Source organism: Chryseobacterium caseinilyticum (genome assembly GCF_014837145.1).
GTDB classification, from domain to species: domain Bacteria; phylum Bacteroidota; class Bacteroidia; order Flavobacteriales; family Weeksellaceae; genus Chryseobacterium; species Chryseobacterium caseinilyticum.
In genome coordinates, this window is sequence record NZ_JACYFS010000004.1 from 36752 (window position 1) to 60031 (window position 23280).

At 38.4% G+C, this 23280-nt stretch carries 13 protein-coding genes; all 13 read right to left on the reverse strand.

The window, feature by feature from the left end:
• Positions 1–71 precede the first annotated feature (71 nt).
• A complete protein-coding gene (locus IC610_RS13070; RefSeq protein ID WP_191737267.1) occupies positions 72–1457 on the reverse strand; it encodes an FGGY-family carbohydrate kinase in 1386 nt (461 codons plus the stop codon).
• A gap of 310 nt (positions 1458–1767) precedes the next feature.
• The gene (locus IC610_RS13075; RefSeq protein ID WP_191737268.1) at positions 1768–3045 is read right to left on the reverse strand and encodes a sugar isomerase; all 1278 of its coding nucleotides are present in this window, start codon (positions 3043–3045) and stop codon (positions 1768–1770) included.
• 200 nt (positions 3046–3245) lie between these two features.
• Positions 3246–5348: a bifunctional aldolase/short-chain dehydrogenase gene (locus tag IC610_RS13080; RefSeq protein ID WP_191737269.1), complete on the reverse strand. Its 2103-nt coding sequence runs from the start codon at positions 5346–5348 to the stop codon at positions 3246–3248.
• 497 nt (positions 5349–5845) lie between these two features.
• Positions 5846–7909 carry a RagB/SusD family nutrient uptake outer membrane protein gene (locus IC610_RS13085; protein ID WP_191737270.1) on the reverse strand — a complete coding sequence of 688 codons (2064 nt, stop codon included), beginning with the start codon at positions 7907–7909 and terminating at the stop codon, positions 5846–5848.
• A gap of 20 nt (positions 7910–7929) precedes the next feature.
• Positions 7930–10980 carry a SusC/RagA family TonB-linked outer membrane protein gene (locus IC610_RS13090; RefSeq protein ID WP_191737271.1) on the reverse strand — a complete coding sequence of 1017 codons (3051 nt, stop codon included), beginning with the start codon at positions 10978–10980 and terminating at the stop codon, positions 7930–7932.
• Positions 10981–11328: 348 nt separating this feature from the next.
• Entirely contained in the window at positions 11329–11643 is a 315-nt protein-coding gene (rhaM, locus tag IC610_RS13095; RefSeq protein WP_191737272.1) for an L-rhamnose mutarotase, read from the reverse strand.
• Complete coding sequence (rhaT, locus tag IC610_RS13100; protein ID WP_191737273.1) at positions 11643–12731, reverse strand: L-rhamnose/proton symporter RhaT; 1089 nt, start codon at positions 12729–12731, stop codon at positions 11643–11645. Before rhaT ends, rhaM begins: the two co-directional genes overlap by 1 nt.
• 675 nt (positions 12732–13406) lie before the next feature.
• Positions 13407–14567, reverse strand: coding sequence for a glycoside hydrolase family 88/105 protein (locus IC610_RS13105; RefSeq protein WP_191737274.1), 1161 nt, complete (start codon positions 14565–14567; stop codon positions 13407–13409).
• A 213-nt stretch (positions 14568–14780) separates the two neighbouring features.
• Positions 14781–15557, reverse strand: coding sequence for a rhamnogalacturonan acetylesterase (locus IC610_RS13110; protein WP_191737275.1), 777 nt, complete (start codon positions 15555–15557; stop codon positions 14781–14783).
• A 233-nt stretch (positions 15558–15790) separates the two neighbouring features.
• On the reverse strand, positions 15791–17662 hold the full coding sequence (locus IC610_RS13115; protein ID WP_191737276.1) for a rhamnogalacturonan lyase: 1872 nt from the start codon (positions 17660–17662) through the stop codon (positions 15791–15793).
• Between the two features lie 336 nt (positions 17663–17998).
• Positions 17999–18802, reverse strand: a complete 804-nt coding sequence (locus IC610_RS13120) for a DUF4350 domain-containing protein (protein WP_191737277.1) — start codon at positions 18800–18802, stop codon at positions 17999–18001.
• A 9-nt stretch (positions 18803–18811) separates the two neighbouring features.
• On the reverse strand, positions 18812–21589 hold the full coding sequence (locus IC610_RS13125; RefSeq protein WP_191737278.1) for a glycosyl hydrolase: 2778 nt from the start codon (positions 21587–21589) through the stop codon (positions 18812–18814).
• A 367-nt stretch (positions 21590–21956) separates the two neighbouring features.
• Positions 21957–23279, reverse strand: coding sequence for a rhamnogalacturonan acetylesterase (locus IC610_RS13130; RefSeq protein ID WP_191737279.1), 1323 nt, complete (start codon positions 23277–23279; stop codon positions 21957–21959).
• Position 23280: the final 1 nt, after the last annotated feature.

A 23280-nucleotide genomic window follows, 5' to 3' on the forward strand; every position in this document is an offset into this window, starting at 1 on the left:
GTTTAATTTGATGTTAAAAACTAAATTACTGTTTTTATTACCGGCATCTGACTTCCAGCTTCCAACAAAATTTATAAATTAAGAATTAAAGGCTGAAGCACTTTCATCTGATAATGCTGCTGTAAAAAAGTTTCGTCTATTTTTTTGTTTGAAATCACCATTGATGCACCCAAAGCCGATCCCAACGGAGAATGGGTAGACATCACATTGTAATGCTGGAAATGGTGCGACATTAGTTTCATAAAAACATCGTTATCTGTGAAGCCTCCGTCGATATAAATATTTTTTATTTCTGAATTTCCGATCGCATTGGTAATCGTATGAATCTGCAAATCCATTAATTCGATCATTAATTGATGATAGGCTTCTTCGAAAGTTTCAAATGAATTTAAATCTGTTGCGGTAATCATTTTTCTTTTTAAAATAATCCCTTCAAAACGGAAATAAATGTTTTTGTTTTTCATCAGACGCAGGTACAGATCCTGATCAAACTGCACTTCTCTGTGAAAACCATATTCTTTTCCATAGTACGCACACAGTTTTTCAACCTGAATTTTATACTCATTTCCCATGAAAAAACGGGATGCTTTCACACGTTTTCCGTCAATTCGCATGTAGTTCAGACAGTTGTTTTCGATATCTTCATCCGTTAAACTTTCATCGTTGAATGGATTTAAAGAAATACTCCATGTTCCTGTTGAAAGCAGTAAAAATGGTTCTTTTTTACTTAAAATATAAGGCAACAGTGCGGAAGAACTGTCGTGAATTCCAACGCCGATTTTAATTTTTTTATTTCTGTAAGACGTGTTGATGCTTGCAGAGGTTGGAACAATTGGTCCCAATAATGCATCAATTCCCTCTTCATAAACCCAGTCATGATAATCTGCTTTGTCGTAATCCCAAAGGTTGGTATGACAGCCGATTGAGGTAAATTCAGAAACGCAAATTCCGGTAAATAAATACGATAAATACTGTGGTAAATGAAGACTGTAACGGATTTTTTTGAAAACTTCCGGATGTTTGTATTTTAACCAGAATAACTGCAGTCCTGAGTTCAACATTCCGGTTTGTGGAGATGCTGTTTCGCGGGCAATTTTCAGTTTGCTGCCATGTTTTTCGTAAAATAAATCAAGAATATCCTGATCCATTGGTTTGGTGTAGTTGTACAAAGGCGTCAGAACATTTCCTTTCTGATCAAGGTGCACAAAACTCGCTCCGTACGTAGAAAAATTGATGGCTTTTACTTCAAAATTTTCATCATCGAGAATGGCATTGAAGTTATCTTTGATCCAGTTTTGCAATGCTGCCAAATCTTCTGTGGGATAACCATCTTCATCGGTGGTAAGGGGAAGTTCGGTATATTCACGCACAACTTCTTTGTAATTTTTATCAAATAAAAAAAACTTTTTGTTGGTTTTTCCAATATCAAATACGATGGTTACCTTTTTTTTGGACATTCCTGAGATGAATTTAATGATTTATTATAAATGGGAATTAGTTTCTTTCAAAATTTGATTTAGAATCAGTTTAAAATTTTTTCTTTTAACGCAAAGAGCGTAAAGATTTTTCTTTAACTTTTCCTGCATATCTTCAGTTCGTCCCGAAGTTTCGGAATTTTACTTGGCAAGGAAATACGAATGTATAAATTTTAAAAACCATTAAAAAGTGTTTAGTTATTAATCCTAAACACTTTTAACGGTAATAATTAAGGATATATAATTAAACTTTCGATTGCACCTGAAAGTAATTATCAAATTAAAACGGATCTTACAATCCGGTTGCTTTTGCCCAGCCTCTCTCAGAAATCAAAGTTTCTCTCACCTTTAAATTTCTGTAAGCAGCGATCGGGTCTAAAGCCGCGCCAGTCTGCAGTCTTGCCGCTTTTAACAACGGACGGACATCTGTTCTGTATGCATTCTGCAAAATATCCTGCGCCGCAACAACGTCATTATTAAGTTGTGCTTCTTTTAAAGCTTTCTGATCAACCAAAAGTGCCTGAGCATAAGCGATTAAGATGGCTTCCAAAGACTGTAATAAATCTTCCAGAGGATCTTTGATGTTGTGACTTGCGTCAATCATCCAAGCCGGATAAGGATTGTTTTTATTATTTTCCATTCCGTACACCAATTCGTTGAAGATGAGGAATAAAGCATAAGGTTTGATAGAACCTACCGTCAAATCATCATCACCATATTTGCTGTCATTGAAGTGGAAACCACCCAATTTACCTTTGTACATCAATGTTGCAACAATTTGTTCGATATTCGTGTTTGGTAAATGGTGACCCAAATCAACTAAAGTAAAAGCTCTTTCGCCACAAGCGTTTGCCAACATGAAAGAAGTTCCCCAATCCTGAATTGTTGTTGAGTAGAAATTCGGTTCGTACGGTTTGTATTCGATGAACAATTTCCAGTCTTCCGGCATTCCTGCGTAGATTTCTTTTAAGCTTTTTTCAGTGTTTGATAAAGCAGTCTGGAAATTCAGCTGTCCAGGAAAACTTGCTCCGTCAGCCAACCAAACGGTTAAGCTTTTCGAATCTAATTCTTTTCCGATTCTGATTACTTCTTTGTTGTGTTCAACAGCATAAGCTCTCGAATCTTCGTTTGCAGAATTTAAAGAACCGAATTTGTACGAATGTTTTGCATCCGGCTGATCCTGAAATGTGTTTGAATTCATTGCATCAAAGATCAGTCCGTGAGATGCTGCACTTTCTTTCAAAGCACTTACATCACTAGGAATATCCCATGGAATGTGTAGTGAAACCGCTCCAGCAGAATGAGTCAGTGCGTGAAGCAATCCAACGTCATCTAATTTCTGTTCCAAAACAGCAGGTTCGCCACCGTAAGAAAATCTTCCGAAACGGGTTCCACCTGCGCCTAAAGCCCAGCTTGGAATTGCCACCTGAAAATCGGCGATTTTGTTAACGATTTCAGTAACGTCTGAACCTGATTTTGTTAATTTATCTGATAAATATGCGAAGTCTGAATTAAAATTTTCAACTTCGTTTTTATTGTGTTGTTCAATGATATCTTTTCCTATAATCATGATTTATTTTTAAATTTATTTTTACCACAAAAGTCACAAAAGCTTTCCTGAAAATTTCTAGCTTTAATGTTTTGCGCATTAAAGTTCAAATAAGCCTTGTCTTTTCAATTCAACAAATTTCGGTAATCCTTATTTGATCTTTTCAGAATCCGAATAATAACTTGAATAACTTTGTGCCTTTTGTGGTTAAATTTTTAATATTATCTTGGGAAAGCATTCGCCATTCCGCCATCTACATTGATGATATTTCCTGTGGTTTTATCTAAGATCGCAACACAAGCGAAAACTCCGTTGGCGATGTCTTCAGGAAGGATAATTTCGTTTAATAAATTTCTTTTTGCGTAAAATGCAGGCAATTCTTCTACAGAAATTCCGTTGGCTTTTGCACGGCCTTCTGCCCAAGAACCTTCCCAGATTTTGCTTCCAACGATAACCCCGTCAGGATTTACAACGTTTACACGGATTTTATCAGCTGCCAATTCTGCTGCCAATAATCTTGTCATGTGCTGTTGCGCTGCTTTTGCAGTTCCGTAGGCTACGTTGTTTGGTCCGGCAACCAATCCGTTTTTACTTGCAATGCTTACAATGTCTCCACCTAAATTTTGCTTTTTCAAAACCTCAGCACCACTTTTCGCCATTAAGAACTGACCTTTTACCAAAACATTTTCCAGTAAATCCCAGTCTTTTGTAGTGGTGTCTTCTAAAGATTTAGAAATAGCCAAACCTGCAGAATGCACGATAATGTCTACTCCACCAAAAGCTAAAACAGCTTCTTTGAAAGCGTTCGCGATTGCCTCTTCGCTGGTCACATCACAAGTCACGGCTACAGCCTGATCTTTGCTGTATTTTGCTGTTACAGATTCTACTGCTTCCTGATTTAAATCTGTGTAAACAACGACTGCACCTTCCTGAACCATTTTGTCAGCAATTGCCTGCCCGATTCCACCACCTGCTCCGGTTACGATAGCAACTTTTCTCGAAAGTGGTTTTTCTTTTGGCATTCTCTGAAGCTTCGCTTCTTCCAATAACCAGTATTCGATATCGAATGCTTCCTGTCTTGGCAGAGAAGTGTATTCAGAAATTGCTTCTGCGCCACGCATAACGTTGATTGCATTCACGTAAAATTCATTCGCAACACGCGTTGTCTGCTTATCTTTTGAGAAACTGAACATTCCAACTCCCGGGTAGATGATGATCACCGGATTCGGGTCACGCATTGCAGGGCTGTTTGGATGTTTGCAGGTTTCGTAATAGTCTTTGTATTCCTGTCTGTACTGTTCGAAAAGTGGATTTAATTTTTCTAAAATAGCTTTCGAATCACCTAAATCTTCATTTTTATCTAAAGTCAACACTAAAGGCTGAATTTTTGTTCTTAAGAAGTGATCCGGACAAGAAGTTCCAAGCGGAGCCAGTCTTTCTAAATCATTGCTATTAATATATTCCAAAACAACGTCGCTGTCTGTGAAATGACCGACCATTCTGTTTTCAGAAGATGCTAAACCTCTCAACAAAGGCATGATTTGAGCAGCTTTGTTTTTACGTTCTTCAGCAGGTAGAGATTCTACTTTCTGTCCTCCAAAAACCTGTCCTTTTTCTTCGATTTTTTTAGCGATATATTCAGAAGCCATTTCGATTACTTCCAGACTGTTCATGTAAGATTCGTAAGAAGTGTCTCCCCATGTGAACAGACCGTGGCTTCCCAAAACGATTCCTCTGATTCCTGGATTATCGGCTAAACATTTTTCCAACTGTAAACCTAAATCAAAACCGGGACGCTGCCATGGAACCCAGCCCATTGTATCTCCCCAGATTTCTTTGGTAATCGCTTCGCTGTCTTTAGCGGCAGCTACTGCAATTAATGCATCCGGGTGAAGGTGATCGATATGTTTGAATGGAAGTAAACCGTGAAGTGGCGTATCAATAGAAGGCGCTTTGCTTTCAAGATCAAAAATACAGTGGTCGAATAAACCAACCATTCTGTCTTCGTCTGCAAGACCTCCGTAAACATTTTTTAGATTTCTTAATCTTTCCGTATATAATCCGGCGATCCCTTTTCTGGTAAGCGTTCCGATGTCTCCACCTGAACCTTTTACCCACATTACCTCAACTTCTTCGTTGGTCAAAGGATCTTTTTCGATGGTTTTGCAACTTGTGTTACCACCACCATAATTGGTAATTCTAAGGTCTGCTCCTAATATGTTTGAACGGTATAAAAATAAAGCCACCTGGTCGTCGCCAAATGATGCAGCTTTTTCTTCGTCCCATAAATAATCTACGTATTTAAATGTTTTTACGTTTTCCATTTGTTTTCTTTTTGTTTCTGAATTTTACTCAAATTTAGACTGTTATCTAATTTACAGCATCCCGTACTATACTGCTGAATGCTTCTTTTAGAAAATAATTAACATTTAATTTAAAATCAGATTAAATGTTTATGACAATCGTGAAGAGTAATTTATAATTAATAGTTTGTGATTGAGCGGATAAAAATTTAAACAGGTAATAAAAATCAAAGCAGTATCAGAGAAATTCTGAAAGAATAAAGGTCAATTTTGCCGTTTTTGTCACTTTATAAACACAAGCAATCGGTATAATATCGGTATCAGGTTCCTATAAGCTTCACTTGACATTGCGACTATTCAAATAAACTGAAGTTTGGCACTTTGACAAAAAGTTAAAAACTTAACTAAAAATGAACTTTGCTTAAAATTAAAAAAGCAGCCAAAGCGATAACTTGTTTATGGCACAGGGCTGCTTTTTACTGCTTATTTTATAATGTTTAAATTACATTGTTTTCAAATTAATAACCAGGCAACTGTGTAAGGTTAGGGTTATCAATCATTGGATGACCGGCAGCTTGGTTTGCGAACGGTAATAATTCTGTTTTATTCGGTACAAAACCATAGAATAAACCGTCACCACCACCTTCAATCCAGTTTGGATACGTTCCGCCATTTTCGGCCGAACCGGTTGGTTTAGTATAAATGATTGCTCCGATTTGAAGTACATTGAAACCACTTGTAAATCCTACTGCCTTTCTTGAGTTTCCGTTGAATGTACTTGTATAGGCTTCAAACATTCTTGCAGGATACCATTTATCATCAGTTGTAGAGGTTTGCCCGTTTGCTGCTGCAATTCCTTTAAGCGTAGTCTGGAAGGCTGCATAGTTTGCAGAACTTGTAGGAACTGCTGAGGCAGCGGCAATCTGAGCTGGGTTCGTTAAATCAATATACGTAACCGCCAAGAACGGATCTCCGTAAACCTGATTATTTTTATGATATTTGTAAAGACGAAGTGTCGGCGTGTTGGCATAAGCACCTGTTTTGTTTGAAAGATCTTTCATAGCCTGTCTTGTAGCCAGGATTTCGCTTTCAAGCTTGTTCATTCTGATTAAATCTGTACGAAGGTTAAACTCTCCTGCAAATTCCCATTTTCTTTCCTGAACAAGTGCCTGATCGAAAGCAGCCTGCCCTGAAGGAACTGCCATAGAGCCAATACCTGCACGGTTTCTGACCTGCTGTAATGCTGCAATACCTGCTGCTGTAGGACCATTATTTAAATAATTCTGAGTTTCTGCAAACATCAAAAGTACATCAGCATATCTGATCAAAGGTACATTCAGGTTACGTGAATCTGCAGCCTGAGGCTCTACACACCAAGAAATTCTGAATTTCCCCGGCATAATACATGAAAATGTAGTTCCTACATCAACCCAGGTATCAGTAGCTGCACCGCCATTTAAGAAATAGATACTGTAAGAAGTACAAGATACATCTCTTCTGGTGTCTCCCGGAGCGAATGACAGGTAGTACGTTGGCAATAAAAACTGTAAAGCTTTACGTGATCCATAAACACCACCACGACTACCCGGGTGTGCATACACTCCGAATCCGCCATTGGTATTAGGCCCAAACTGAGCAATCTGGAACATCACTTCCTGATTCAGCGTGCTTAAGTTTCTTCTGCAGAAGTTGAACCAAAGACTTTCGAAACCACTTTTACCTCCTGAGGCCTGCATCAAAGAGTTTTGACCTCCATTGATTACAGCTAAACATGCATCGTTTGCAATCTGATACAGTTGCTGTACCCTTGCATTATCGGGACGACGGGACATTGTACCTGGTGTAGAAGTATTTAAAGGCCAACGAAGTGAATATCCACCAGCATACAGTGCGATTCTCGCTAAAAGAGCATTGGCTGCAGGTCTTGTTAATCTTTCTGTGGTAGGGTAACCAGCCTGGCCTAAAGTTGGCATTGCCGGAATAGATTGCTGAAGATCTGCGATGATATGATCATAAATCTCGTCACGTGAAGCACGTTTTGGGTATAAAGTACTCGGGTCGTTAGGATCCAGTTCTTCGAGAGGCAACCAAACAGCAGGAACATCCCCATAGACTCTTATTAAGTTATAGTAGCAATATGCTCTGATTGCTTTAGCCTCCGCAATTAAAGCATCCCGTCTAGCACTCACTTCCAGTGTTGACAATCTACTGATAGCAATGTTTGTTCTTTCAATAGACTGATACATTGTAGAGTAAATACCCGTAAGTGTATTGGGCGTAAAAGCGTCGTATTTGTAATTACAGATATTGTATTTTGAATTGTTGGTAGAGCCATCTTCAGCTGAGTGCATTACGGTATCGCCTGCCCCCATCTGATAATACATTTCAGTAGGTACTAAAGCTCTGTAACATCCCTGTATAAACATATCTGCAGTTGGCAAATCTTTAAATGCCGATTCGGTATCTATAGCTGTGTAGGAAGGCTGATCGAGAAAATCTTCACTACAAGAATTAACGAATAGAGTGGCAATCACCAAAGAAGGGATGACCAGCAAGCTTTTTACAAAAGTATATTTTTTCATGATATTTAAATTTAAATAAGTTAGAATGTTAAATTGATTCCCAAAACATAACTTTTTGATCTTGGATAGGCAGAATTATCAAAGCCCGGTGTCACAGCAACCCCACTTGCAGATGAAACCTCAGGATCGTATCCCGAATATCCGGTAATTGTCGCCAAGTTATTCAAAGTTAAGTAAATACGAGCGTTCGACAATCCTACATTTTGCAAAAACTCTCTTTCGAAGCTATATCCTAAAGTAACCTGCGCAATTCTTAAATAAGAACCATCTTCCACATAATATGATGATGGATAGGTAATATTCTGAGAATTAGCATTGCTTAAGCTCCATGTACGTGAACCCTCGTCTGGATTTAATTCTTTTAACCTTTGAATATTATTGGTAATTTGCCCGGTATTAGGATCAATCAAACGGTAATAATTGCTTCCAAATTCGGTTGGCACGTTTTGATATAGAGCATACGGGCTTAAACTGTGCTTTGTTGCATTATAGATGTCGCCGCCTACACTGAATTTCATAAATACCGCAAGGTCAAAGCCTTTATAAGAGAAATTGTTCTGAAAACCTCCGAAGAAATCCGGTGTACCGTTTCCGATTTTCTGCAATTTTCTGGTAAACTGATCACCTGCTTCGTTGTCAGCGGCAAATTTCATATCACCCGGTCTTGCGGTACCTGTAGCCGGTTTTACAACACCTGGTTTCAGAGCTCCAAAAGAACCGTCAGTATTCACAAGGAAGTCATCTGTTGTATAAACTCCCTGATAAACATACCCGTACATATCTCCCAAACGCTCACCCACTGTAGCGTAATAGGTAACGACACCAGTTCTGTTTCCACCCACAGAGAATGTTTTATTGGGCTGGTTTTTCTCGAGTGATAATACTTCAGATCTATTTGCAGAGAAATTCAAATCGGTAGTCCATCTGAATCCTGCATTTTTAAAGTTGACGGTATTTAATGTAAATTCCATCCCACGGTTGGTCATTGATCCGATATTCTCAACCCGTCTTACATACCCTGTAGACGCCGGAAAAACGCTGTTTAAAAGCATTCCGACTACTTTATTATCATATACTTCAGCGGTTAATTTAATTCTGTTGTTAAATAACGCCAAATCCATCCCTAAGTTTGAGTTTTGAGACTCTTCCCAACTTGCGTTTTTATTTCCAAGGTTGGTTCCCGGCACGTAAGCAGGATTTCCCGGTGTGTTGTTGATTGGATAATCTGTCTGTACAATGTTGGTGAAAAATATGTTACTGTCAACATCATTGTTTCCTGTTACCCCATATTCATATCTGAATTTCACATCATTAATAACATTAGAGATCTTAGAGTTTTGCCAGAAATTTTCCTGCGATAGTCTCCAGGCTACAGCAGCCGAAGGGAACAGCCCCCATTTTCTCCCAATTCCGAATTTCGAAGAACCGTCATAACGAAGGGTACCTGTTACCAAATAACGGTCGTCATAAGTATAATTTACTCTCCCGAAATAAGAAAGTAAGGTATTTGGAGTACCTCTGCCAGCAGATTTATCCTGTACAGTTGCATTTCTAATATCATCCAGACCAGAATTCGCAATAGGGAATTTTATCAGCCTCATGCTGTTGCTTTCAGACTGAGAATAGACAGCTTCCTGCCCTGCCAAAGCACTTACTTTGTGCTTTTCGCCAAAAGTATTGGTATAATTTACGGTATTGGTAATCTGATATCTGTAAGACTCACTGTTTCCTATGCTTCCATTGATCCCCGTATTTACAGGATCTGTGAGGAATGCCCTTGAGTTTTCATCTGAAAAAGATGTAGATTTACTGTTGCTCCACTGGTATTGCCCTGCGGTTCTGAAAGTAAAGTTTTTAAGGAAATCAACTTCCAATCCCATATTAGCCAAAAACGTTCTTGAGCGGTTGTTTGAAGTAGACGCATTGGTCTCTACAAAAGGGTTTTCGGTATCATATCCGGAATCTAAACTTGAAAAATCCGGGAAAGTCTGCGTGTTGTACAGCTCATCATCTGTAAAAAGTGTCCCTCCGGTGATCGGCTGAAGAAGGATTTTTTTGATCCCACTGTACGCACCTCCACCATTGGTAGAGTTTGAAGTAAACATGGTGCTGAAATCTACTCTAAAGCCTTTTTTCAACTCTGAATTGATATTGGCACGCAATGAGTTTCTCGTCTCGCTGTAGTTTTGGAGCAAACCATCCTGTTTGTTGTAGTTATAACTTACAAAAGCCTGGGTTTTTTCGTTTCCTGTAGAGAAGTTTACGTTATGGTTTTGCGTCATCCCAGTACTTCCCAACATTTTTTCCTGCCAGTCTAAAGCACTTGCATTTCCGTAACGGTTTGAAATTCTGTTGAAAACACCGGTATAGAAACCAGGCGTGTCGGTACCTAAACTGTTGTCGAAGACGTTACTCCACTGCGTGGTTTTACCTTGCAGCTGAGCCATTTCATACTGATATTTTACAAACTGCTCAGAGTTTGAAATCATATCTATTCTCTTCGAAAGCATATCAAATGCCATGAAAGAATTATAATTAATTACGGTTCTACCTTTTTTACCGCTTTTCGTTTTGATAATGATAATACCGTTTGAACCACGTGCACCATAAATGGCGATTGCTGAAGGCCCTTTCAATATGTCAATACTTTCAATATCGTTGGGGTTGATTACGTTCAACGCATTATCAAGCTGGAAACCATCAACAATATATAAAGGAGAAGTACCCGAAGTGATGGATGCCCCACCACGGATGGTAACGTTGGCACCAGCACCGGGAGCTCCGCCTGATGTCACGATATTCAGACCTGCGGCTCTACCCTGCAAAGCCTGTAAAGCGTTCATTGCGGGAGTCGCCGCCAGTTCTTTTGCAGAAACCGAAGCGACAGAACCGGTAAGATCAGATTTTTTCACCTTTCCATATCCGATTACCACAACTTCCTCGATGTCTTTTGTATTGTCTGTTTTTACAGAATCATTTGCTTTCTGCTGTGCAAACATAAGACCTGATGCCAGCAAAAACAGCGGCGCCATGAGTGGCTTAAAATTCTTGTGTTTAACTTTGATAGACATATATTAATTTTTATTTACATTGAATTATGTTTGAAAAGTACATTCTTACAAATGTTTTAGCATCCTGCCATATCCTGCATTATAAAATTTATAATTTTTCTTAATAATTTATATATTATTTTATTTAAAAATGAATTTATTGTTAATTTAATCATTAAATAGCGAGAAATATTTAAATTTATACAACCATACCTGTGCTGATATTTATCATGTTTTCTCCTGAACAATTTCAATTATTGGCATAAGACTTGATAAAAAAGGCAACTAAAAAATTTAGTTGCCCATCAATAGCTAAATTGAACTCTAAAAAATATGTTAACTGAATATGAAATTTCCTGTTGTGTTTTTTTATTTTAAATAAAAAACTTCCTGTAAATCCGCGCTTTTCGGTGAATTGTCTTCATTGGTTTCCATTAAATCTTTCATGTAATCCCACCACTTCTGCATTATTGGCTGCAATGGAATGTTCTGATATCTGATTTCATCGTCATAATCCAGAACACCAAATAATACATTTGTTTCTTCATCCAAAAAAATTGAATAATTTGAAACTCCTGCATCCTTGAGCAAGTTTTTAATTTCTGGCCAGGTTTCCTCATGACGTTTTTTGTATTCAGCTTCAGCGCTTTTGTTGAGGAACATTTTAAATGCTTTCCTTGCCATTACCTTATTGAATTTCCGTATCCTACAATCAATATAGAAATAAACAGTACAAACATTCCCAATGAAATGGTAGTGATTGTTTTTTTGGAAACGCCTTTCCATTCCTTAATAATCACGCCCCAAAGGTTTGCTATTAAAATAATAAATGCCATGTGCAAAATCCATGAACTTGGGCCGTTCCCCATTTTGCTTTCTCCCATTCCGTAAAAGAAAAACTGTAAAAACCACATCGTTCCTGCCAACGCACAGAAGATGATGTTTTTTACGACAGGAACACTCTTTTTGGTATAATCTAAATATGATTTATTTTTAAATGAAAGATAAAGACAACCGATCAGATTCGACAACATACCGCCCCAAAGAACAACAACATACGTTACATTATTCTGAAAAAGAAATTCTCCCTGATTTGGATTTGCCAATTTCCATGCTTCATTGGCAACATTCGCCATTGGTTTTCCAGCTTCCAATCCGAAATTGAAACAGGCACTTAAAACTCCCGAAATAATCGCAACGATCAATCCTAAACCAAATTTATATTCCGTCTTTACTTCCATTCCGTGAGGATCGATCGCATCTGTCTGAAGTTCTTTATCTTTCATAACACCAGCTTTTCCGCTGATGATGATTCCGACAACGCAGACCAAAAGTCCTAAAAGAACCATTTTTCCCCAATCGCTGGAAAACATTAAACCGATATTGTCTTTTCCTGCTTCAGGATTAAATTCATAATAGATAGAAGGCAATAGTGAACCGATTACCATCGTAAGCCCCAACATAATGCTGCTTCCCAATGCGACACCCAGATAACGAACTCCTAATCCATACATAAAACCACCAATTCCCCAAAGTGCCCCAAATAGAAATGTAAATCCTATAATAGCCGAACTTTCATTCTGAATGATTTCCCAAAAATCAGGAATCGTAAGAAATGCAGCCAACGGCGGAACGATAATCCAAGAGAAAGTTCCTCCAATCAACCAAAAAGTTTCCCATTGCCATCCTTTTACTTTTTTGTACGGCATATAAAAACTGCCCGAAGCAAAGCCTCCGAGGAAATGAAATAGTACTCCTAATAGTGCGTTCATAATTTTTCTGATTGATTGAATTTGAAAATTAGCAAGATGTAACCGATTGCGCGTCTTGTAGTGTCATGTATGATGATTTTGAAAAATAATAAAATTCACACGATTTACAAATTTTGGTTTAAGTTGTTGTTTTAATGAATTTTATCTATAATATTTTATTCTTAAAACTTTTAAAATTTGCCCTAAATATTGTGACATTCTGGAATTTAGATTAAAACTGAAAATTAATCAGAGCTCTTTTTATTGTTTAGAGTAAAAATCCATTTCAAAAATGCGTTTGACTTCCAATTAATTTTTCATCCAAAAAACAAAAAACCTAACGGGTTTTGAAAACCCGTTAGGTTTGATCTATGGATGTTTGATGATGGGTGATTTCGTGTTAAAAAGATTAGTATTTTATTTTTAAAGACAGTTTTAGGGAAAGTTTAAAGCACGTTTGCAACATACAATCTACTTTAGGGGAAAGTTCATCACACGGGTGCGGCAAGGTTTCCCTCTTATGAGAAAGTTTATTCAATGTGTGCGATTAGGGTTTCTCATGATGAGAAAGTTTAAAGCACAGATGCATGAAACTATCTCATAAAAAAACCTTCAAGGTTTTAGAAACCTTGAAGGTTTGAGCAGACTTATATTTTAAAGATCTGCAAAATCACCTTGATCTGCGCGAGCTAAAAACTACTTCAATTTATAAACTTCACTACCCGCAAGCAGGAAACATCCTAATCCATAATCTTCGAAATCAGGAACTTTATCTACAGCTAAAGGTTGACCGTCTTTCGGCTCTTTTCCAGTTCCTTGAACCCAGCCTAAAAATCCGTTAGGCTGAACAGAATCTTTGACCATTGCATTCCATGCTTTAACCAAAACGGGTAGATAAGTAGCTCTGTCGATTAATCCGTTGTTCACGCCATACGCCATTCCATACACGAAAAGTGCAGTTCCTGTTGTTTCTTTTCCACCGAAATTGTTTGGATCGTGTAAACTCACATTCCAGAACCCATCTTCCTTTTGGATGGGAAGTAAAGCTGCCAACATATCTTTATAATCCTGCAGATATTCTTTATAATGAGGATCAGATTTAGGCGTGTCTTGCAGCGTTTTTGCTAACGCAGCCACTACCCAACCGTTTCCACGGCTCCAGTAACAGTCTTCACCATTTGGCTCTTTGTAAGGCGGTACGAAATCTTTGTCTCTCCACCAGATTTTATCGGCTTGATTATACAAACCGTTTCCGCCATGCTTGTATTTTGTATATGCATACATTTCGTAATTTTTGTCAAAATACTTTTGCTCGCCTGTGATTCTACCTAATTTAGTAAAAATCGGCATCGACATTTGAAGGGCATCAATCCACCACCAGTCATCTACTTTTTTAGTGGCAATCATGCTGTCCATCGCAGCTTTTACATTTTTAATTCTTTCAGGATGTTTTCTTCCGTCGATTTCGTAAAGGTCGAGATAGGTCTGTCCGCAAGCCTGATGATCGGCGTTTCGGGTGTATGTTCCACGCTGTAAATCCCACTTGTGATTGTTTGCCCAAGACATTGCGTAATCGTAATATTCTTTCTTTGGATCTACAGAGTGAAGCGCCATCAAACCTTCGTAGTATACCGCTCTCGTCCAGAGATTACTTGGCCAGACTTTCTTACCAACGATGTCCTTTTTGGTATCCGGCCACTTGTCCATAAAGTATTGGTTTGCTCTTCTTGAAACCTCCAAAACTTCTTTTTTGTTGGGAATTTCCACTTTGTTTGCTGAAGCATTCTTCTGTACCGAACAGGAAGTCAATCCTCCGATGATCAGTGCAAAAAAACCTGTTGTTAACAGTTTTTTCATAAGTATTATATATTTATTTTTCTCTAATTATAAGATTTAAACGCAACGTTCGCTATGCATTTATTAATTCTCTGCTGATTTTTTAGTTCGCAAAGGCGTTTCACTCAACGATGGCTTCTGTTAACATTTGCTGAACGGAGTGCCATTGCGAACGGAAAATATTCATAATGATTAAAAAATCCTTGCGCCCATAGCGTTTAGAATATTGTTTCGTTATTTTAAATACTTCTTAAGTTCACATTTCTTTAAATCCCTGATACCTTTCGCTACCAATTCAGCATTGAAAATGGCGCCTGCTTCATTGGTATGCGTATGGTCTTTTGGGAAATAGGCTTTTACTTTTTCGGCTCCCATTTTTTCATATTTTTTGATGACCATTGTATTTAAATCTAAAAAATAAGCGCCGGTTTGTTGGGCAACTTCCTGAGCCCAGATTCCGTATTGGTCTTTTTCAATTTTACCTTTCTCATCAAATTTATTTCTTGGAATTGGTGAAACGATGATGGGAATTGCACCTTTGGATTTCGCCTCATTTGCGTATTTTCTCATGTAATGACCGTAAGTATAAACCGTTTCGTCCACTTTACGGATAGGGTTGTAGATATCTTTCAACTCGTCTCCAATTCCTTTTATCGTACCTCTTGCCCTTAAAGTATCGGCCAGTTCGCCGCCATCGTTATGACCAAACTGCATCAAAACATAATCGCCTTTTTTAGTGGTTTTCATAATCGAATGCCACCGGCCTTCTGTGATAAAAGTTCTGCTGCTTCTGCCACCTTTCGCATGATTCTGAATCTCAATTTTTGCTGTATCTAAAAATAAATTCATAAAACTTCCCCATCCCCAAAGTGAGTCTGCACCTTTCCCAGAACCATTCTGTACGGTCGAATCTCCTATGATGTAAAGAACAGGTCTGTCCTGAAGTTTTTGAAATGACGCTCCGATAATTAAAATCAAAGCTAAAATTGGCAGCATGAACTTTATTTTCATAATACTTTTATTTTTTTGAACACGAAGCTCACAGAGTTTTTATTTAAATTTTTTTTTGTTTCACGAAGCCGCTTCGCTTAACTAAGGCTAATGTGAAAATCTTTGATTTTCGAAACTGATGTGCTCTCTTTAAAGGTCAAATCACAAACTCCAAATTACCAATGTGTTTAAAATCTTTTGTGATTTTGACTTCGTCGAATCTTCGATTTGTGGTTAAAATCTTTCCAGTAAATCTATTTTATAGTTACAACATTCGGTTTAGGCATTTCCTTAATCGATTCATCCAAATAATAATCGGTATGCGGTGGCTGATTGTACCCAACATTTTGCCACACTATACTCAATCTATATTGCGGATTATGCATCAAAGTGTACAGCCTGTGTTTCGTTGGAATTGTTGTAGAAAAAATTCTCAGTTCCTGATTATCGGCCGTTCTGTACATCACCTCTTCACGCCAGTCTCCGAATAAATCAGCCACCAAAGCCGGATTTTTCTTCGTTCCGTTATTCGATTCACACTGGAAACTTTTAGCATCAAAAATCAGGTTGGATTTTTCTTTTTTCCAGTCCCATTTTGATACGTTTGTTCCATCCAAAATTTCGCTTAAAAAATCACCGTCCCAATAAATTCCCATATTGGCTGGCGGATTTTTATTGCTGATTTTTTTTCCTTTCGTGTTATAAACTCCTTTCAATCCAGCTCCTGCAGCCCATGATTCCGAACCTTCGTAACGAGGGTCAATATTTAATGACAAACCTCGCCCCGGGCCCTGAAATTTACTGGATTCACTGTAAACAGTTGATGGTAATTTCCATAAAACTTTCCCGGTTTTGCCGTCCCTGAAATGCGCTCCTGCATCATCAAACCTCTCCTGAATATCAAAAATTTCCAATCCCGGATTGGATGGGTCTAAATCTCCAACGTGCAAAGCATCGCCGTGACCGAAACCTGTGCTGTTCAACACTTTTCCGTCGTCATCAACGGTCATTGCCCCGAAAACAATTTCATCTTTTCCGTCGTTATCGACATCCGCAATGCTGAGATTGTGATTTCCCTGTCCACGGTATTTTTTATTTTCTTCTGAGCTTTCGGTATCAAAAAGCCAACGAAGACTCAATTTTTTATCTTTATAATCCCAGGCTGCAATTGCCGTTCTGGTGTAATATCCTCTCGACATAATCACACTCGACGTTTTGCCATCCAGATAAGCAACAGCTCCCAAAAATCGGTCTAGTCGGTTTCCTTTCGCGTCGCCCCAGGTTTCTGTCATTTGTTCGTCGGTTGGATTTAAACTGCCTGCAAATCTTGGAACTTCATAATTGACGGTGTTAATTTCTGCTCCGGTTTCTCCGTCAAAAACAGTCAGAAATTCCGGTCCGGAGAGAATCATTCCGTTTTCGTTGACGTAATTTTTTGTCGGGTCGCCAATGAATTTCCCTTTTCCGTCTCTGCTTCCGTCGGCGGTTTTCATTACAATTTCAGCTTTTCCGTCCTGGTCTAAGTCGTAGACTAAAAATTGTGTATAATGCGCTCCTTCTCTGATGTTTTTGCCTAAATTGATTTCCCACAAAAGCTTGCCATCCATTTTATACGCCTGAATAATCGGCGGGTCGGTTTCTCCTTTTTGGCTGTTGTCTTTCGACCTTCCTGTCTGATGAAGGATGATTTCGTATTTGCCATCTCCGTCCAAATCGGCTACAGAAGCGTCGTTTGGAGTATAACCTGCTGGCGTTTTTAGAGGAATTGAAAAATAAGGTTTTTGATTCGCGACATAGTTTGCAGAATCAGTATCAACCGTTTTATCCTTAGTATTTGATTTGACGAAATAAGTGTAGTTTTTTGCTTTTTCAGCGGTTTTATCTAAAAAATTAGTTTCGTTTGAAAGTGGTTTTTCGTTCAGCTTTTTGGTTGAATTATTTTCAGTCCGGTACAAATCAAAATGAGTATTCTGAGCTTCTGTGCCAAGCAAACGCCAACTCACAAAAACACCTGAATCTGAAGGTATGGCAACAATTCCCCGTTTCAGATATTCCATTTGTCGTTGTGCTGACAGGAGTTCTGAAAAAAGAATTGCACCTAAAATAAATTTGAATTTTACATTCATAATTCTGATTTTATAAGTTTTGGTTAATGGTTGCCGTTTTCCAAAGGTTCATTTAATTGATTTTGCCCTTTCAAGGCTGTGTGAAATCTTCCTTTAATCTGTCATTGGGCATCACCCAATGCTTTTGATATTGCCCTTTCAGGGTTTTTCAAAATTTAAAAGCAATTTTGAACGGTGAATCTCTCGCAGCCCGACTTAAGCGGAGCTCTTTTTGTGAGGAGGATCGACGAGCAAAAAAGCGGGAGTCCTTCGACAAAGCTCAGGATTAACTACAGGCGGAGTAAGCTGCCCAAATAAATCTTGCTACACAACTTCAACCGATTGCACTTAAAAAAATTATTTCTTAGAAGTCTGTTTCAACAACCATTTCACCCACTCTTCAGTTCCCTGATAATTGGTGAAATCTGCAGGAAGTTTTTTGCCGTCGATATACTCGTTGTAGCACCACGGGTCGCCTAGTGCGAAAACAGTTCCTTTGCCTATTTTTGCGATGGCTGCGATGTTTTTGCCTTCCGCAGAAAGCAATTCTTTCGCCGGACTTTTCACGGAAACCGTTGCCACTTCCTTCATATATAATTTCTGCTCAGCGAAAATTTCGTTTCCGGCTGGAACCATCACTTTTCCCTGCTCAAATTCTCTTTTCTGAACTCGGTTGTAGCTGTCATCGTTGAAATGAATTCCAAATTCGCCAGCCAGTTTGTTGAAATGTTCGAACTCTGAATTGCCGTTATCGTTGCTCATCAGAACCAAAACACCACCTTTTTTCACCCAATCTGTCAGGTTTTTGATGCTGGTCGGGTCAATCAGATTCGCCTTTCCGCCGTACGCTTCTTTGTCAATATCGGCATCTACAATGATGTAAATATTGGTATTCTTCAAATCTTTTTTGGTCGGGGCCGTCGTCAAAGTACTGATTTCTGCACCTTGTTTTGTGAAGATTTCTCCCAACAGAGAAAACCCACCGTTGCTGGTGTCGTTCCACGTGTAATGCCACGACTCCAGAACTTTGGTTTCTTTATTTTCCTTTTTTTCGTTGTTGAAAAAGTTGTCTAAAACTACTTTCGGTTTTTGCTGAGCATTGGAAAAACTGAAGGTCAGCAAAGTTCCTAATGCTAATGTTTTTATGATATTTTTAGTCATAATTAATTTTTATTTCGAATAATGAATTGGAATTAATTGAATTTCTCCATCCAGACCGGAAGGCTGAACTTTCCAGTTGGATGCGTCAAACGGCTTATAGTTAATATTCACAAAATTAATTTCGTGGTAATTTCGCCACTGGATTTTCTTCTGGTCCATATCACGGATTCTGTTGGCCATCAGGTTGCAGACTTCGATTTGGATGGTATTTTTTCCTTTCTTCAAATATTTTCCGATGTTGATTTCAAAAGGCAGACTCCAGACAATTCCGGCATCCTGACCGTTGACAATCACTCGAGCACTTTCATAGAGTTTATCGAATTTCAGAAGATAATCGTCGGCGTTTTTCTTTTTTAATTTTAAAGTCGTCGTGTACACTCCGGTTCCGGAAAAACTTAGGGTTGAAGCATCTTCCGCGAAGTTCGTCCAAGGCTGAAGTTTGTCTAAAGTTCTGGTCTTCGGAAGTTCTGGACCGCCTTCTTTGAAAGTGAGTTGCCAAGGCTCGTCTAAGATAATTGATGAATCAATTTTTTCAGTGTAATTCCATTTTGTAATTGAATTATCCGGAATTTCAGAAGTTTTGAGAATTAATGATTCTCCAGATTTTAACTGAACCCTCACTAAATTATTCTGAATCTCTGCAAGTCCATAATCTCCATTTTCAGGATTCATAAAAGTCACTTGTTTTCCAACAAAATTCAACGGAATACTTTGATTGATTTCCTTTGAAGTATGGTTGACGATGTAATAGTATTTTCCGCCATCGAACTGTCTTCTGACGAATTTCAATCCCGTATCAGTCAGTTTTTCTCTTTCAATTTTTAAATATTCCAAAGCTTTTGCAACATCAGAACTCAGAACAATTTTTCCTTTACCAACGTTAGCAAATTTTACATTTCCGGACTGGTTTTGAAACGGAATCTGATTCCATAAAGATTTTAACTGCGTTCTTCTTTTTTCCACTTCAAAGTTTCCGGGAATATCTTTTGGTTCGTTTTGAAAGATAATTGATGCGCCGTTTTGTGCTAAATCCACTATTTTTTTTAAGGTAGATTCCGGCAAATACGTCAGTTCAGGAATAATTAAAACATGATAAGCCGAGCCTTCCTTTGAAACCTGAATTTTCTGATTTTGCGACGTCGATTCGCCAATCATTCTATCCGAAATCATATCGAGAGAATACCCCATTTTACTGAGCTTATTCATATTTTCGTACATCGGAGTCGGCACCAGCCATTTTTCCACGTTATGAACTTTGAACGTAACATCCTTCCCCTTCGGACTCGCCCACTGGTCGTAAATCGGCCAGTACATCAGCAGTTCGTTATCCGATTTTCCGCTTTGCAAAACAGATTGCGTGCGTTCGATATAAGAATTTAATCCTTTCAGATGCGGCCACAAACTGTTTTCAGGAACGAAATTCACCGACGCATAAAACAACCATCCCGGAAACTTCAAATCCGCTGGAGTATAAGTCGTACCATGATAAAAAACGTGGTTGATTCCTGATAAAAACACTTGTTCAACTTCCGGTTTCGCCTGTGACCACGAGGTTTTGAAATGTTCTGTCAGCCAGGTAAAAGTTTCGTTGGAAGTTAATTTTTTGCCTGTCACATTCGCTGCCGAAGAAGCAAATTTCAACATATTAAAATCCGGCATATCTGATTTCTGAATGTCCGCAGTATCTCTCTTCAACCCCGGAATCTCAAAAATCGAACTTCCGAAAGTTTCAGATTCGGGAATATCGACTGCTGCATATAAATCCAACAAATTTCCCGGCGAACCGTGTGCCTGATTGGTGTTTTTTGAGTTTTTGGAATGCGCCCAGTTGGTAAAATCTTTGGTGAAATTATTTAAAATCAATTCATTCAGAGTTTCTCTGTAATCCGATTTTACTCTTCCTGCAATTTCATTTTCCTCGTTGCTCACGAGATATTTGATGAACGGACTTAAATCATAACCTCGTCTTTTTTTGAATTCATTTAAAAAATCCGGCGTCCAATCGGCATTATAAACCTCATAACTGTCATTGAAAAAAGACCTGATTCCGTAGTTGGAATTTCCAAACGCCTTATCGAAAGTTTTCAGATAATCTTTGGTTGCGTCCGGCGAAAAGTGGTCTAAAGTGTAACCTTCGCCACCTGGCGCCGCACGTTTTACTTTTTGTAAAGTTTTGCCCACAAAAACCGCGTAAACCGTCCATTTTCCTAAACTAGGTTTCCAGTTTAAAGTTCCGTCAGCATTGATTTTATCCGTTAAAACTACAGCTTCATTTTTTTCATTGTAAGCCGTGACAACATCAAGTTTTATTGTTTTTAAATTCTTCTGTTTCTCATCTTTCAGAACGATTTTATCTGAAAATTTTTCACCCGATGAAATCGTATAGGTCTGAACAATCATCTTTGTCGCCGCATCCTGTTCGTCAACTTGTGGACCACCGATTGGCCAACCTGTTCCTACCGACATATCAACGCCCATATTCAGGCTTTTTGCTTTGTTGGTCGTGAACTGCAGCATTTTCATCCACTCCGGAGAAAGGTAAGTAAGATATTGTTTTTCAAAACCTTTTGCGCCGTAAATCGGCACGATTTCCACACCTCCAAAACCTGCTTGATTTAAAGTTGTCAGTTGTTTATCCAAACCCTTTTCGTCAACGGCATTTCCCATCCACCACCATCGGGTCCACGGTTTTGCGGTCTCGGTGGTTTTGGGCCACGGGTTTTGTGCGGAAAGATTTCCGAAGGCAAAACAGAGGAGACTGAGACTGACTATATTTTTAATTTTCATTTTTGACTGTTTAATTAACCACAAAAGTCACAAAAGATTTTTTGGACATATTAGTTATTTATTAGTGAATGATTCGACTGCTATAAAGAACACATTAGTTTTAAAAATCAAAGATTTTTTTTTGATACGTTCTGATTTCGCCCTTTCAGGGCTTGTTTGCTATTTCTTTCACTTTATCATTGGGCATCACCCAATGCTTTTGATAACGTCCTTTCAGGACATACCTGTTTCATCTACATTATTTCTCTTAACTTTTTCCTCGAGTATACTCAGAATGAAAGGAATTATTTTCTCATAACTCTCTTAGAAATTTTGCTCCCTTTAGGATTGGGGCAAACAAAATTTCGGTTCGAATCACTCTTAAATCCTAATTTCCATCAGGCTTCAAAGATTCCATAAAAACAGATTCCGGCCAGTGAAAGTCTTCAGCTTTATCAGGTTTATTTGGGTTAAAATTTTTATCATTTTTTGAAATATATTTCTTTAACGGTAAACTTTGGTCTACAATTGATTTCACGACACATTTCGCCAATTCGTAAGCTCCATACGTATTGAAGTGCGTGTCATCCGCCAAAGCCGCCGGTTGGTTGGGATAAGAATTTGCGGGATAATGTACGAATGCTTTTTTTGCTTCTTCCGGTCCCATCGCTTCGAATAAGGTTTTGCTTAAGGCATTCAAATCAATTAAATCGACTTTTTCCTCTTTCGCAATTTCACGCATTGCATCAGGAAAATCATCTAAAGTATTGACGATTTTATTATTTCCATCAAAAACTCTGCGGTTCATTGAAGTAACCAAAACAGGAATTGCTCCTAACTCTTTGGCTTTCAAAATCCATTCTTTTAATCTTTTTCGATAACCCGATTTAATGCTGTTGCCCGCTTTCTGGTCGTTGTGCCCGAACTGAATGAACAGATAATCTCCGGGCTTTATTTTATTCCAGATTTTATCGATTCGGTGACGGTCTTCGAAGGCTTTCAAGGTTTCTCCGCTTTCGGCGTAGTTGGCAATCACGACTTCATTCGGAACGAAAAAATACGGCAACATCTGTCCCCACGACGCCCACGGTTCGTACTGCGCATCCACAACCGTGGAATCGCCGGTAAGATAAATGGTTTTCGCGGTTTTGTTAGGCTGAATGATGACCGAACAAACTTTTGGTGCTTTGTCATTGAATTCAATCGTTAAAAGATTATCCCAATGCAAATATTTTCTTTCTCTCGGTTTCAGTTTTACAATTCCGATTTGAGTTCCTTCCTGATTTCGGATAATGCTGTCTTTGACGTGAACCGTGATTTGTTTTTCAATGATTTCTCCCTTTTTTGTTTTGATGTCATTCAACATCAGACGGCGGTTTTCTACTCTTACGGTTGTTTCCGAATTCCCTTCCGTATCTCCAAGATTTAATATAATATTATAATTTCCTTCAGGAATTGCGACTGAAAAATAGAATGGTTTTTCGCTGGTTATAAAATCTCCCGTTAAAGCATTTCCGCCATTATCAACAGATTTCAAACCGGAAATATCCATAAATCCGTAACCGATTTTCTTATCAAATTTCGATGTTGATGTGATGGGAATAAATCCGTTTTCGGTTCTGTCTGTGCCAAAATCAAACCTGAAACTCGTCTGTTGTGCGAACAAAAGCGAACCTAAAAACAGCGTCAAAAATCTTATCCAGCTCTTCATT